At 58.4% G+C, this 14,542-nt stretch carries 14 protein-coding genes and 1 tRNA gene; 6 read left to right on the top strand and 9 right to left on the bottom strand.

From position 1 onward, the window contains the following. The first annotated feature begins 33 nt into the window (after positions 1–33). Positions 34–1,230: an amino acid aminotransferase gene (locus ABH912_RS30965; protein WP_429512640.1), complete on the top strand. Its 1,197-nt coding sequence runs from the start codon at positions 34–36 to the stop codon at positions 1,228–1,230. Positions 1,231–1,352: 122 nt separating this feature from the next. Continuing rightward, positions 1,353–1,553 (top strand): hypothetical protein, encoded by a 201-nt coding sequence (locus tag ABH912_RS30960; RefSeq protein WP_008151298.1) that lies wholly within the window; start codon positions 1,353–1,355, stop codon positions 1,551–1,553. On the opposite strand, the gene ABH912_RS30955 is transcribed toward ABH912_RS30960, so the two are convergent. Next, on the bottom strand, positions 1,550–1,780 hold the full coding sequence (locus ABH912_RS30955; RefSeq protein ID WP_429513183.1) for a hypothetical protein: 231 nt from the start codon (positions 1,778–1,780) through the stop codon (positions 1,550–1,552). The two genes, ABH912_RS30960 and ABH912_RS30955, sit on opposite strands and share 4 nt — an antisense overlap. A gap of 227 nt (positions 1,781–2,007) precedes the next feature. Between ABH912_RS30955 and ABH912_RS30950 the strand changes: the two genes are divergently transcribed. Both ABH912_RS30950 and ABH912_RS30945 read left to right on the top strand, forming a co-directional pair. Further along, a tRNA-Asn gene (locus ABH912_RS30950) sits at positions 2,008–2,083 on the top strand. Positions 2,084–2,354: 271 nt separating this feature from the next. After that, positions 2,355–2,813, top strand: a complete 459-nt coding sequence (locus ABH912_RS30945) for a hypothetical protein (protein ID WP_429512638.1) — start codon at positions 2,355–2,357, stop codon at positions 2,811–2,813. A gap of 271 nt (positions 2,814–3,084) precedes the next feature. Here ABH912_RS30945 and ABH912_RS30940 read toward each other — a convergent pair whose 3' ends face one another. Then, entirely contained in the window at positions 3,085–4,602 is a 1,518-nt protein-coding gene (locus ABH912_RS30940) for a nucleobase:cation symporter-2 family protein (RefSeq protein WP_429512636.1), read from the bottom strand. Between the two features lie 241 nt (positions 4,603–4,843). Here ABH912_RS30940 and ABH912_RS30935 point away from each other — a divergent pair, with 241 nt between their 5' ends. Further along, positions 4,844–5,329 carry a hypothetical protein gene (locus ABH912_RS30935; RefSeq protein WP_429512635.1) on the top strand — a complete coding sequence of 162 codons (486 nt, stop codon included), beginning with the start codon at positions 4,844–4,846 and terminating at the stop codon, positions 5,327–5,329. Between the two features lie 21 nt (positions 5,330–5,350). Here ABH912_RS30935 and ABH912_RS30930 read toward each other — a convergent pair whose 3' ends face one another. The 4 genes from ABH912_RS30930 to ABH912_RS30915 form a co-directional block, all read right to left on the bottom strand. Continuing rightward, complete coding sequence (locus ABH912_RS30930; protein ID WP_033061873.1) at positions 5,351–6,178, bottom strand: arylamine N-acetyltransferase family protein; 828 nt, start codon at positions 6,176–6,178, stop codon at positions 5,351–5,353. Positions 6,179–6,288: 110 nt separating this feature from the next. Further along, complete coding sequence (locus ABH912_RS30925) at positions 6,289–7,083, bottom strand: exodeoxyribonuclease III (protein WP_429512633.1); 795 nt, start codon at positions 7,081–7,083, stop codon at positions 6,289–6,291. Positions 7,084–7,099: 16 nt separating this feature from the next. Beyond that, entirely contained in the window at positions 7,100–9,670 is a 2,571-nt protein-coding gene (locus ABH912_RS30920) for a bifunctional diguanylate cyclase/phosphodiesterase (protein WP_033061876.1), read from the bottom strand. Between the two features lie 190 nt (positions 9,671–9,860). Beyond that, complete coding sequence (locus ABH912_RS30915; RefSeq protein ID WP_033061877.1) at positions 9,861–10,073, bottom strand: hypothetical protein; 213 nt, start codon at positions 10,071–10,073, stop codon at positions 9,861–9,863. Between ABH912_RS30915 and ABH912_RS30910 the strand changes: the two genes are divergently transcribed. After that, positions 9,982–10,269, top strand: coding sequence for a hypothetical protein (locus tag ABH912_RS30910; RefSeq protein ID WP_231670602.1), 288 nt, complete (start codon positions 9,982–9,984; stop codon positions 10,267–10,269). The genes ABH912_RS30915 and ABH912_RS30910 overlap by 92 nt on opposite strands. A gap of 32 nt (positions 10,270–10,301) precedes the next feature. Here the strand turns inward: ABH912_RS30910 and ABH912_RS30905 are convergent, their stop codons facing one another. From ABH912_RS30905 to ABH912_RS30895, 3 genes are all read right to left on the bottom strand, one after another. Further along, positions 10,302–11,708: a DUF1254 domain-containing protein gene (locus ABH912_RS30905; RefSeq protein WP_429512630.1), complete on the bottom strand. Its 1,407-nt coding sequence runs from the start codon at positions 11,706–11,708 to the stop codon at positions 10,302–10,304. 143 nt (positions 11,709–11,851) lie between these two features. Then, positions 11,852–13,423: a sensor domain-containing diguanylate cyclase gene (locus tag ABH912_RS30900; protein ID WP_033061879.1), complete on the bottom strand. Its 1,572-nt coding sequence runs from the start codon at positions 13,421–13,423 to the stop codon at positions 11,852–11,854. Between the two features lie 308 nt (positions 13,424–13,731). After that, a complete protein-coding gene (locus ABH912_RS30895; RefSeq protein ID WP_033061880.1) occupies positions 13,732–14,526 on the bottom strand; it encodes an LPS biosynthesis protein in 795 nt (264 codons plus the stop codon). Positions 14,527–14,542: the final 16 nt, after the last annotated feature.

Genomic DNA, 14,542 nt, shown 5'->3' with positions numbered 1-14,542 from the left:
GTCCCTCCACTTTCCATTCAGAGCCGCCGCAAAATGAGCCTGTTCTCCGCTGTCGAAATGGCACCACGTGATCCAATCCTGGGCCTCAACGAAGCATTCAACGCCGACACCCGTACCAACAAGGTCAACCTGGGGGTCGGTGTTTACTGCAACGAGGAGGGGCGAATTCCACTCCTGCGCGCCGTTGTCGAAGCCGAGACGATTCGCGTCGCTCAACACGCTTCCCGTGGTTACTTGCCAATCGACGGCATTGCGGCCTACGACCAGGCCGTGCAGAAATTGCTGTTTGGCAATGACTCGCCACTGATCGCCGCTGGCCGCGTCATCACCACCCAAGCCGTTGGCGGTACTGGCGCACTGAAAATCGGTGCCGACTTCCTCAAGCAACTGCTGCCGAACGCCGTCGTGGCAATCAGCGACCCGAGCTGGGAAAACCACCGCGCACTGTTCGAAACGGCCGGTTTCCCGGTACAGAACTATCGCTACTACGACGCCGCAACCCACGACGTGAACCGTGCTGGCTTGCTGGAAGACTTGAACGCCCTGCCGTCCGGCTCCATCGTTGTCCTGCACGCTTGCTGCCATAACCCGACCGGCGTGGACCTGAGCCCGGCGGACTGGAGCAACGTCCTGGACGTGGTGAAAGCCAAAGGTCACGTACCGTTCCTCGACATGGCCTACCAGGGCTTTGGCGATGGCATCGACGAAGACGCCGCTGCCGTGCGTCTGTTCGCTGAATCGGGCCTGACTTTCTTCGTCTCCAGCTCGTTCTCCAAATCCTTCTCGTTGTACGGCGAGCGCGTGGGCGCCCTGTCGATCGTCAGCGAATCGAAAGAAGAAAGCGCGCGCGTGCTGTCGCAGGTCAAACGCGTGATCCGCACCAACTACTCCAACCCACCGACCCACGGCGCAAGCATCGTCGCCGCTGTACTGAACAGCCCGGAACTGCGCGCTCAGTGGGAAGAAGAACTGGCTGAAATGCGTCTGCGGATTCGCGGCATGCGCATCCAGATGGTTGAGCAGTTGGCGAAGCAAGCTCCACAGCGTGATTTCAGCTTCGTCGGTCGTCAGCGCGGCATGTTCTCCTACTCCGGCCTGACGGTTGAGCAAGTGACCCGCCTGCGCAGCGAGTTCGGTATCTACGCCCTGGACACCGGCCGCATTTGCGTCGCCGCGTTGAACCAGAGCAACATCGACGTTGTGACCAAGGCCATCGTTGCGGTGATCTGAGTCGTCGAGTGGTAAAAAAACGGGAAGCCCTTGGGCCTCCCGTTTTTTAATTGCCTCAGAAAATTCTCAACCCGACGACCGGGCGCTCTAGACTGCATACCTATCAACTGGTGAGAGCCGATATGAAAAACGATGACCTACGCGCTGACCGCGATGAGCTGGACCACTTCGTCCCTCGCACCCCAGCCAAACGCGGTAACAACCTGGTGATGCAAGTCGCTGCCGGCGTGTTTCTCGGTGGCCTGGCCTTGTGGCTGGTGCAACTGGCCGCAACGATGCTGTACGCCAAACTGATGCTCGCCACCGTCACCTTCGGCGGTTAGACCAGTTCGGTTGCGCGCTGGCTGGCAGCGTCGTCATAGGCGACGTAAAGCGATTCGGCGACCTGGCTTTTGATGGCCTTGGCGCTTTCCAGGCCCAATACAAAACCTTCAGCCTTGCCACCGGCACGGTTCAATTCGTCAGCGGTGCTGGCCTGAGTGATTGCGTCGAACAGTTTTTCGGCGTGCGGGCCGACGCCTTTGGGCAGGATGATCTGAGCGATGCTCATGCGAACACCCCGTTGTGGCGAGGTGTGGCGGTTGGGTGATTCATGGCGCGTACCTTTTCGGCGAATGGCCGGCAGCGCGTGTAACCACTTCCGGGCGGCCATGGTAGACCTCTGAAGCGATTCTGGTAACCGCCCACGGTCGATAAACCACCGTCCGTCCCCATGAATCCGCCAAATCACCAACAGGTGCTTGACTTCTCTTTTTGAATCAGTAACATACACGCCATTCCGCGATAGCTCAGTTGGTAGAGCAAGTGACTGTTAATCACTGGGTCCCTGGTTCGAGTCCAGGTCGTGGAGCCAGACAGCAATATCGAAAAGCCCCTGAATCGAAAGGTTCAGGGGCTTTTTTGTGGCCGCCATAAACACGCAATCCTTCAAATCATCCCGCCCTTGAAAGTAGGAAATCTCCTAACTTTCTGTAGCCAAGATTTCTACTTTTCTTTTACCCCCGTAAACCTTGGCCCAGAGCGCCAGCAACGACTTCGGTGATGGCCAGATGCGGCCTGTGAATCAGCCATTTTGTACGTTATGAATAGCGCCTTTCGCCTACCGATAGCCTTGGATTGTTCGCGTGTCAGAGTTACTCAAACTCAAGGAGAACGTCCTTGTCCCTCACCCTTCAGGCTCGTTGAGCTTTGGCACTCTCCCCAACATACCCAAGTTCGATTTACGGGGAGGCGAGATTTTCCTGAGGGTCGGGATACACAAAGGAATCAACAAAGGGTTCGGCGTCCGGCATGTTTGGGAAGCCCACAAAGTCGACTTGGCAAAGTATGGCTGCCACACCATCGACGATGTCGCGACTCACATAGCCAAAATGGTCGTACCTGGCGCTCCCATCTACTGCGAATTCAAGGAAATGCGAGGAGATCACAGAGTCGCCGTACTCAAAAACCCCACCGGTTCACTCATTCTCGAGCCAAGGAACGAGCGTCGTGGTTTCGGTTACTACGTCGTGACCTGGTATCCCAAGAGGCGTGCTGAAGGCACCTTGGTCGGCACCATTGCCAAACCAGATTCCAGGCAATAAAAAAGGCGCCCCAAAGGACGCCTTTTGAATATTTCGAGGAGTAGTCGCAGCGATTCTTTAGCTCCAGACCACGAAAGGCCTTGGGTTCAGAATCCGACCAGCATGCCAGTCGTCACTACTTCAGAGGGAGCCAGCTTCTCTGCTGCCAACAAGATGGGGGGCCAATACTGGAGGCCAAGCCCAAGGATGCGCAATTGCAGACCTCAAGTCCGATTTTCAATCAAGATTGGAGCGAGTGTCAACCTGACTCTCGATCCGCCCTTGAGTGCAGTCAGACATGCTCGCTGTTTTTCGCATGCACCGCCCTTTGCTCTGCCTGTCCATGCTCTGCCTCCACCACTGGAATCTCATTCCCGTCGCAGTCACGCAGTTTGCCTTCGCTGAAGTAATCCCCTTCGCGCAACGCTGCCAGATCCTGATAACGCAGGACGCGTTCAGTGCCCGCCGCGAACACCGACTGCTGATCGGAGTTACCGGCAGTGAGGTGGTTGAAGGTCAGGTTCAGCACGATGGCCATGATCGCCGAAGAGCTGATGCCCGAGTGGAAGATCGTGGCGAACCAGCTTGGGAAGTGGTCGTAGAAGTTCGGTGCAGCGATGGGGATCATGCCGAAGCCGATGGAGGTGGCGACGATGATGAGGTTGACGTTGTTGCGGTAGTCGACCTTGGACAGCGTACGAATACCGCTGGCCGCCACGGTGCCGAACAGCACGATACCGGCGCCGCCGAGAACCGAAGTCGGTACAGCGGCGATGACGCGGCCCATAAACGGCAGCAAACCGAGGATCACCAGAAACAAACCGCCGGTAGCCACCACGAAGCGGCTCTTGATGCCGGTCACCGCCACCAGCCCGACGTTCTGGGCGAAGGCACTTTGGGTGAAGGAGCCGAAGATCGGCGCGATCATGCTCGACAGCATGTCGGCGCGCAGGCCGTTGCCCAAGCGTTTGGAGTCAACCTTGGTGCCGATGATTTCACCCACAGCCAAGATGTCAGCCGAGGTTTCCACCAGGGTCACCATGACCACGATGCACATCGACAGGATCGCGGCGAAGTGGAAGGTCGGCATGCCAAAGTGGAACGGCGTCGGGAAGCCGAACATCGGGCCTTGAGTGACGGACGAGAAATCCGCCATGCCGAGGAACACCGCGATCACTGTGCCGATAACCATCGCCAACAGGATCGACAAACGCGAGATGGTCGCGCTGCCAATCTTGCTCAACAGCAGAACCAGCACCAGCGTCACTGCCGCCAGACCGATGTTCGCCATGCTGCCGAAGTCCGGGGCATGGCTGTTGCCGCCCATGGCCCAGCGTGCGGCCACTGGCATTAGCGTCAGGCCGATGGTGGTGATCACAATCCCCGTGACCAGCGGCGGGAAAAATCGGGTGATTCGTGAGAACACCGGCGTGATCAGCAGGCCGATCAACGACGCGGCAATCACCGCTCCGAGAATCGATTGAAACCCGCCCTCCCCGCCACTGCTGACAATCGCCACCATCGTCGCGACACCAGAGAACGACACGCCCTGTACCAGCGGCAATTGGCAGCCGAAAAACGGTAAACCCAGGGTTTGCAGCAATGTCGCCAGCCCCCCTGCAAACAATGAAGCAGCAATCAACAAACCGATGTCCGCTGGCGAGAGCCCGGCCGCCTGGCCGATGATCAAAGGCACCGCGACGATGCCGCCGTACATGGTCAGAACGTGTTGCAGGCCGTAAGCCATATTCGCGCCGATCCCGAGATTTTCGTCCTCAGGCCGTTGGTGTGAAACATGGGGCGTTTTCATGGTTTGGGGGGTTCCCTGGTTTTTGTTGTGCGCACACTGTATGCAAGACTCAGGACAAATGTCTATAGAGTTGTATACAACTAATCAGTCAGATGATGGACACATGGCCATTCCACACCTGATATTTGCGCTGTACCTTCCCTGTTATGAAGCCAAAACCTCCCGGCAACATGACGCAAGGCAAGACCTGCACTACCTTGTTAGAGGTACGCTCTCATTGAGACCACGATAGGACATCGACATGAGCAAGGCTGACCAACTCGCCGCGAAACTGAAGCAGACCCAGCACTCCAGCGCCGACACGACACACTGCGCCGATCAGCAGATAGACAGCTGGCCTGCACAGGTTTACGAGCTGTACCACCTCATCGAAGCCTGGCTGGCGCCGCTCAGCGAGGCCGGGCTGAACATCCGGCGAGTGCCGACGCACGTCTTCGAGCGCCATCTCGATGGGGCGACCTACGACTACGCCATCGACCAGTTACTGATTGAAGGCAACCACCACAGCATCACCTTCGACCCCGTCGCTCGTTTCACTGAGGACGGTGCCGGGCGGGTCGAGATCCGCACCCAAGGGAAAGCACTCTCGATGCTGCGAACCGTGAGCGAACACGGCGAGACACAGTGGTGGCTGCAGGCGATCGATCAATCCGGGCAACAGCCGGATGCGATCGCCATGACCGAAGACACTCTGCTTTCGGTGGTGCAGGAGGGCCTGCAGCTGTGAGGTTCAGGGGCGAAATGTGCCTCAGGGTTGTTGAATCAGCCCTTCAATAACCCGGCGCAATGCCGTCTCCCGCGGCACCCGAATGTCGAATTCGCTGCGCAACAAACCCATCAATTCATCCACATCAGAAACCTGCCGACGTTCAGTCTCACGGCCGATTCGATGAATCGCAAAACTGCCGTTGTTCAGCGTGCGGCGCCACCCGTCGCCGGTGCGCGCCACCATCAGCTGCCGGGTGAACGACGATTCGGGGTGGGTCGAGACGTACCAGTTGCCGACGGCGTAATCGATGTCTTCCTGGCGCTGCAAATCGAAAATGTACATCGCCCGCCATTCGCCGCCGACGTTGGCGCGCAGGGTGTAGCCATCCTGGTGCTGCTCGATGCGATAGGGCTCGTGAGGTGTGCGCTGTTCAGCCGGGGTATCGAGCATCAGCGGTGCGGTAGGCACCATGCCGCCGAAGCCGACGTCGGTGATGTAGCGCACGCCGTCCAGGGTCACCACGCTCAAGCGGTGTGTACGGGCGGTCCACGCGCCTTCGGGTTGGCCCATGACCACACGGCCGGAGATACCGCGAGCATCAAAGCCAAGCGTCTGGAGCAAGGCCAGGAACAGGTTATTGAGTTCGTAGCAGTAACCACCGCGTCCATCGTGCAGGACCTTTTGCTCGATGGACGGCAGGTCGATGAGCACCGGCTGGCCCGACAACGTGCTGAGGTTTTCGAACGCGAAGGCGCCGGTGTGACGCAGTTGAAGCTGGCGCAGGGTTTCCAGGGTCGGCGCCGGAGGCGCGTCGAAGCCCAGCCGTTGCAGGTACAACGCAAGATTGCTCAGGTGTGGCTCGCTCATTGCTCAGTCCTTATGCAGGGGGCCGGATTTCTCCGCCGATGGGCGCCATGTATAAAGGAAAAAGCGGTTCGACTGACAATTGATTTAGCCAATCGCCACACACCTGAAAATCAACGCTGTTTGCGCGAACTCAATCGAATCCACGTCGGTGCATGATCACTCGCGTGGGGCTCGTTGCGAACCCAGGCATCGACTCCGGACTCGTGTAGATAAGGACTCAGCGCCGGGTTAAGCAACAGATGATCGATGCGCAGCCCTGAGTTCTTTTGCCAGTGCTGGCGGAAATAATCCCAGAAGGTATAGAGCCGATCCTCCGGATACAGATGGCGCAAGGAATCGGTCCAGCCCTGGGCCAGCAGGCGCTGATAACACTCGCGGCTTTCAGGTTGCAGCAACGCGTCCTTCAGCCAGGATCGCGGGTTGTAGATGTCGAGGTCGGTGGGCACCACGTTGTAGTCACCGGCCAGCACCACGGGATGCTTACTGGCCTGAAGCGTCTGCGCGTAGTGGATCAGCCGTTCGAACCACGCCAGCTTGTAATCGAACTTCGGCCCCGGCTGCGGGTTGCCGTTGGGCAGGTACAGGCAGCCCACCAGAATCCCGTGCACGGCGGCCTCCAGATACCGGCTATGGGTGTCGCTGTCATCACCCGGCAGGCCTCGACGACTCTCCAGCGGCTGCGCATCCCGCGCCAGAATCGCCACGCCGTTCCACGAAGACTGACCTTGCCAGATCGCGCCGTAGCCCGCGGCCTCAAGCTCGGCGGCGGGGAAAGCACTGTCGACTGACTTGAGCTCTTGCAAACACGCAATGTCCGGTTGCTCTCGCGCAAGCCAGGCCAGCAAGTTCGGCAGTCGGGCGCGCATGCCGTTGACGTTGAATGTCGCGATTTTCAGGTTCTTCATGTTCCAACGCTCGCCCCTACACTGGAAACTCGTCATGCGACGCCTTGAGCAATGGCAGCAACGCCTGCTTTTCCATAGGCCGACTCAAGTAGAAACCCTGTACCTCATTGCATTGGTCCGAGACCAGGAAGTCCAGTTGCTCCAGGGTCTCGACGCCCTCTGCCGTCACGGTCAGGCCCATGGCTTTGCCCAGGTTGATGATCGCCTGCACAACGGCGCGGTCATTGCCGCCGCCGCTCATGGACGAGATGAAACGCTTGTCGATCTTGATCCCGTCGAACGGGTATGTGCGCAAGTAACCCAGGGACGAATAGCCAGTACCGAAGTCGTCCATGTTCAATCGCACGCCCAGTTCCTTGAGCGCATTCATGGTCGCCAACGCGCCATCTACATCGATGAGCATCACGTTTTCGGTGATTTCCAGCTCCAGACGACTGGCCGGCAAACGGCTCTGGATCAATGCCTCCCTGACGTCCTCCACCACATCGCTGCGGGCAAATTGAACAGGCGACAAATTGACCGACACCATCAACGCACCGGGCCAGGTCAGGGCCGTTTCACAGGCTTCACGCAACACCCAGCGCCCCAAAGGCACGATCAGGTCAGTCCGCTCAGCCAAAGGGATAAACTCGTCGGGGCTCAGCAGCCCCTGCTCCGGATGCTGCCAGCGCAGCAACGCTTCCACCGAAACCACCTGCTTGCCGCTCATGTTGTAGCGCGGCTGGTAATGCATCACGAACTCGTTGTTCTTGATCGCGCGGCGCAGGTCGTTTTCCAACTGCCGGCGGTGCTGGATTTGATCGTTCATGTGCGGCGCAAAGTAGCACCAGGTCTTCTTGCCGTTGGATTTAGCCTGGTACAGCGCAATGTCGGCGCACCGGATCAGCTCATTGGGAATGTGACCCTGACGCCGACTCAAGGCGACACCGATGCTCGCGCCAATGTGCAGCGCGTGATGTTCGTAATGAATCGGCTGTTGCAGGCTCTCGAGCAAACGCTCGCAGAACCGGTCGATTTCGGTGTGGCTGTCCATGCCGTTGAGCACCAGCACAAACTCATCACCACCAAGCCGGGCGACCAGATCGATGTCCCGCGTGCACTCGCGCAATCGGGTGGCCACTTCCAGCAGTACGGCGTCGCCAGCCGGGTGACCGAGGGAATCGTTGATCGGTTTGAAGTTATCCAGATCGATCATCAACAGCACCAGCGCTGCCGAATGTTCTTTCTGCGCCAGGGCCTCGTCGAGGAAACGCGCCAGTTTGTTGCGATTCGGCAGCCCCGTCAGGGCATCGTGCAACGACAGATGCTGGATCTGGGCATGGGCGGCGACTTCATCGGTGATGTCGCTGGCCGTTCCGCGATAGCCCAGCACCGCGCCCTTGCGTTGGATCGGCCGCGCCGAAACCCGGCAAATACGCTGTTGCCCCGACTGATCGCGATAGGAGCAGCGCAGATGGCTGACGGGCTGTTCTTCATTGAGCTTATGCAGCCACAGCGACAAGGACAGCGTATCGCAATTGAGCAGTTGCTCGATGTCCTGTCCGATCCATTGCTGATCGGAAAAACCGGTGACGGTGGCGAAACGTCCTGACAGATAAGAGATGCAATGCTTGTCGTCGATTTCCCAGATCCAGTCGGACGCGGCCTCAGCCACGGCACGAAAACGTTCTTCACTGGCCTCTAGCGCCTGGTTCGATAAATCGAGGCTGGTGTAGCTGGCATCCACGTGCCCGGACGTGCGCAAGACATACCGGAAGAAATAAGCCGTTAACAACGCCAGCACCAACAGCGCGCCGCCCAATGGCGGTAGCAGCGACCAGAGTAGCTGGTGACCCGGTTGCTCAAGTCGGGAAACCAGGCTGTAGCCGGTGCCCGCCAGCGCCACCGCTGGCCTGCCGGGCGAGAGGGTGTTATCAGGCGCCAGGTTTAAATCATGCAAACCGTAATCGGCGCTCAAGGCGCTGAGCTTGTCAGGGCTTAATTGGTCGACGAACACCAGCACCGAGGTGCTTTGGGGATCGACCGCCGGCCTTTCGTCATTGGGGACGATCGCGGCGGCCGTCAGCAATGCCGGTTTGCCCTCGAACAGCGTGAACTGGCTGACGGGATCAATGAGGCTTTCCTGACTCTGGACTGCCTGTATCAGCGTCGCCATCGAGGCTGAAAGATAAGTGGTCGCCGCCTCCTGCACCTGAACCCCGCGCACCAATGCGTATTTGGTTTGCTGATGATCGACCACGAAGACGCCATCGTAGTGATCGATGCTGAACAAGGTTTTGCCCAGGTTCTGCTCGACGTAGGCCCATTGCACATCGACCTCGCCGTTCAAATGGTCGTAGGCGGACGTCCAGTTTGCATAACTGGCGACGTAGCTTTTCGAGGCGGTGATGCGGTTTTCCAGCGCACGCTGGGTGTAGAACGTGGTCTTGGCCAGGTCCTGGGCGTCCAGCCGCCCGGCAATGTTGAACAAAGCCAACAGGGCGATCAGCACGCCCAGCACAAACAGCAGGCCGACGACCAACACCAGGTTGCGGGTTATCGGCGTATGACGGGGAGCGGCGACGGTGGTAACGGCGGTCATATCCATGCACTTGATCCTGTCAATCGATTGCCTGATCGGGATGCGACGCTCGCAATGCTTTTTACCAGGGCACTCGCCGAACGTTCATTGAACATAGCAGCCATGCTGGGCCCTGGCGCCTGGAATACGCAAGCCATTGCCGCAATTGAAGAACCGTTGACACAACCATTGCCAATCGATGGCCGCTGCCCTGTAATTACATGGATCGCCCGCGTACCTTTTTGATACCGAGAATGCCAGGTAACGACTCATCCTGGAGACGCGCCATGATGACCACCAAAATGACTTCGCTGTTACTGGCTGGAGTGCTGTCCGCCATGTCCGTCGGTTTTTTTGCAGCCTCTGGCGATGGCGCAGATGCGACCGGAACCCAGCCAGGATCAACCAGCGGCTCGACCATGGTGCCCAACAACAATCCTGGCCACCCCTCGAGCGACCATAACGCTAACAGCGGCAATAGCGGATCGGGCTCGTCGGGTAGCGGAAATGGTGGCAATGCCGGGAACAGCGGCTCTGGCGCGGGGGGTGGCACGGGTGCTGCGGGCGGTGGAACGGGCGGTGCCGGTGGCGGGACGGGCAGTTGGACGCGTAAAAGCAGCCGATGATCGTCGGCTGCTTTTGGGCCTGAAGCGTGGGACTAGGCTGGCTTGACCGGTGGCGGGTTCCACTTGCCGTTCAAAACCTCGGGCTTGGGCCCATACAAACGCATGGTCAGGTTGAACCCGCCCTTCGGTGCCGGCAGCCAATTGGCTTCCAGGTCCTTGCCGGGGTTTTCGTGCTGGAAGTAGATGTCCAGCGAACCGTCGGCGTTCGTCTTGAACGGCATCCAGCTACTGACAGCAAAGCGGTTGAGCGCATTGCCGACCTGGAAACCCTCGGGGTCGTACAAGGTGATCGACCAGAAAGCGTTTACCGGCGGCGTTTCACCCTTGTCGAAATGCAGCACGTACTTGTTCGCGCCATTGAGCGGCTTGCCTTCGACATCGCCGATGTTCAGCGGATAAATCGCATCCTCGGGCAAGTTGGCGCCGAGCCCCATCTGCGCAACGATCGCGCGCTTGAGGTAGTAGTTACCATAGACGCCCATGGTGTCGGTGTTCATTGACCAGCCGTTGACCACGCGAGCGAGGGTTGGAACCTTCCACGTCATCAGCGTCTGCGCGTCCTCGGGCACGGTCTGAAGCGCTGTTTTGATTTCAGCGTCCAGCGCATCCATGTTGAAGGATTTTCCGGGCTCGATACCGATACGCTTCATCTGCGCCAGGATCGGTTGATCGGTGATGTGCGCAGGGTGCACTTTGAGCAATTCGGCGGCGTAGGCGAAGTAGTCGGCCGCCGACATTGAGTCCACCTGGATCTTGGGCGGGGTCTTCATGTCCACGGCCGGGTCAATGTTCACGCTGACCGGCTCGGGGCTTTTACCCAGTCGGGACAGCGGTGTCACGGTATAGCCAGCCTGAATTTTGTGCACGGCCGCGTAGTCCGCAGCGCCGTCGGTCTTGGTGCGGCCAATGACCCAGACAAAGGGCGTAGGCGCCGGCAGGTGGTTCAATCCGGCAGGCACCGTTCCGCTCCAGTCCGGCGGCGTCACCAGAAACTGCCCCGCGTCGGTGCCCGTGGTGCGCCAGCCCGGTGAGGCGAAGACATCGGTCCACATGTCGAGCATCGGCAGCAAGTAAAAACGCCCGGCCGTATCGGGCGCTGCGATCACCAGCGGTTCTTTGGTCAAATCCAGCCAGGCAATGGAATACAAGGTGTCGAAATTCGAGCGCACCACCCCTTTGAAATCGGCAGGTGGATACTGCGGCACGCTGACAAAGGTATTCATCGGACCTTTACCGAACTCCTTGCCCGATTCGATGTTGGTGAATTGCTTGCGGGTGATGTCCATGGTCAACAGCGGGTAAAAATAAACGTAGGCATCCACACCGATGGCGTGTGCTTCCTGGGCTGTGACTTTCGATTGAGCCTGGCTCGCGAGCGGAAAGACGGCGCAGGCTGCAACGGTTAGAGCAACGGCTGTCAATGCTTGAGTAATCAACATTTTGACGATCATCCGTGCGGTGGCGAGACCTGCCGGGATTGGCAGAGTTACCGCAACTCTAGACGATCAATTGAAGAGGATCTGACAGGCAGACAGCCGGCTGGCCGGGGTGTTGCGCGGGTGAAACAACATCCAGAGACACCTCAACGATCCGAACGCAGCAGCGCCTCGACACCGCCCTCCATCGACAGCACCGCCGAGCGGTTTCGCCCCGAATGCTTGGCTTGATACAGCGCCGCATCCGCACGTTCGATGAACACTTCCATGCTGTCCCGCCCCGTCGGCACAAACGAATAACAACCCAGACTGACCGTCACGAAGCCCGAAGGCGAACCGCTGTGGATAATGTTCTTGTCCATGACACTGCGGCGGATCTGCTCGGCAATCACCATTGCACCGTGAATGTCCGTGTCGGGCAGCAATACCGCAAACTCCTCACCGCCGTAGCGCACGGCCAAATCAGCTTTTCGATGGCAGCACCCCTTCACCGCCCGCGCCACTTCAGCCAGGCAATGGTCCCCCGCCACGTGGCCGTAAGCGTCGTTGTAGCGTTTGAAGTAATCGATATCGAGCATGATCAGGCTCAGCGAACTCGACTTCCGCGCGCCCCGGCCGAACTCGATGTCCAGCGCGCCCTCGAACAGCCGGCGATTGGCCAGGCCGGTCAGGCTGTCGTGGGTCGCGATCAGCTTCAGCGCTTCCTTTGCCTTGCGCAAATCCGCCTCGACCTGTTCGCCGACACGCACCTGATAAAGGAACATCCAACCGAACAGCCCCACGCCCAACACCACCAGGGCAACGATGACCGTGGAGCGAAACGCCGTGTCGTTCCAATCCTTGAGAATCGAATCCCTGGACGAGGCGGCAGACACGACCAGCGGATAAGTGTCGAGCTGACGGTAGCCATACAACCGCACAACACCATCGACCAGCGAGCGGAACATCGCGTTACCGGAAGGCGCGTTGGGCAGCAATTTCTCGAAGATCTCGCTCTTGGCCAGTGATGTGCCAATCAGCGACTCCACAAACGGCCGTCGTGCCAGCAGCGTTCCGTCGGTCAACCCCAAAAACATCGAACCGTTGTCATCAATGCTGAAGCTTTTGAAGAACTGATCGAAGTACGCCATCTTGATACCGGCCAACAAGACGCCCTCGAAATTGCCATTCTTGTCGTTCACCCGTTTGGATATCGGGATGATCCACTCGCCATTTTCCCGACTGCGAATCGCCGGCCCGATGTGCGCCAGGGACGAGGCGTTCTGCTGGTGGAACTTGAAGTACTCGCGATCCGCCACACCCGGGCCGCGCGGCAGATTTTCGAAGGAGCTAACAATCCATTGCCCCTTTTGGTCGAACAGAAATATCCCGTGCAATTGATTCAGCGCCTGCACCCGCCGGGCGAATGTTTTCTGCAGGCGCGCCTTTTGGGGCGCGCCGAAACCGTCAGCCTGAATCCAGTCGACCAGACTGGTCAGTACCAGATCGGCTTGCATGAAGGTGTCTTCGGCTTGTTGCGCCATGGCCCGCGTCAGGTTTGATGACGCCACTTGCGCCAATGCCAGGTCATGCCGGCGCGACTGCTCCAGTTGCAGGTAGAGCAAACCGCACAGGCTCAGGCACACGACCGCGATAAACAGTACCGCTGCTTTGCGCAGAGGTAACCGTTTCAACGTAACGCCGGTGGCGTTGTTCGGATCGTGAAGAGGGATAGGCAAAAGCGCGTCCTGTAAGGGTAAGGCATGGGTAACACCCCAAAACCCTTATTTTTTGTGAGCTTAGTCTACGGGGGGGTATGCGGCAAATGTCCTTTGGCCAGCCGCCGCATCGCACTGTGCAAATGCGCCCGGGCACTTTCTGCATCCCCCAGGCGCATTTACTCATCGTCCAGCATCATCGCTGATGTTGGAACCGGTGGAGTCTGCTGCTGGTTGCGCAGCCTGCCAAACAGACCACCAGGATCGACGCGCCCACAAAAAAAATGGGCGCCTCGCGGGCGCCCATTTCAATAATGCACGAACAACCTTTAGATCAACTTGTCGATCTCATCCAGCGTCACTCGGGGAATGAGTTCACCCGGAATCCTTGAGGAGTCAGACAAGTTGTAGACCTGAAAATCATCATTCACGACGTACTTCGACAAGATCTCGAACGACGGCAGAATTCTCGTATTAAAATGCTGATCGAGCAGGCATGGTGACGCTAACGTATTATCGTCCCCTTCGTAAAAACGGCTTACCGACTGATTCAAGTCGACGCCGACCAGAAACACTTTGGTAAACCCCACGTGATAGGCAATCTGTACCGCCAGATAGGCCACCGTACGGGCATCAAAAAAACCGCGTTTAAGGTTCTTGCTAAAACCCAGGGTTCTATTACGGCCAGTTCCGAGTTTGCGACTTCTGATGAGTTCTTTATCGGCCCTGAAAACCAGGTCTGTCCAGGAGAGTTTGGGTGCTCGGCCAAGCAAATACAGTTCGCCCTCAGGCGCTACCGTCGTATGCCAGATGTGCTCTTGCCACAGTGCAACCCGCGGACTGATGCGCATCGCCTCTGAAAACAGTTTGGGTTGCTCCCGGGAAAAGCCTTGATCCGTACAGGCATAAAAGAATGGCTTGATGCCTGTCCCGGAGAACATGGAAATGGCGCCGTTCATCGTGATCATCGGAACGTCCGCAAACTTTTCCAGCGGAAAATCTTTAGCGGACGCCCCCGAGGCAATGATAAACACGGCACCTTTTCGAATGTTGCGGCACTCATCGAGGTCATGCACATCAAGCATACCCGTGTGGAGTGACGGTTTTTTTTGCGCAACATCCATCTTCAATTTCCTATCC

The sequence above is a fragment of the Pseudomonas sp. BT76 TE3572 genome, from assembly GCF_050435365.1.
GTDB classification, from domain to species: Bacteria; Pseudomonadota; Gammaproteobacteria; order Pseudomonadales; family Pseudomonadaceae; genus Aquipseudomonas; species Aquipseudomonas fluorescens_W.
This window is presented reverse-complemented; position numbering and strand designations above follow the sequence as displayed.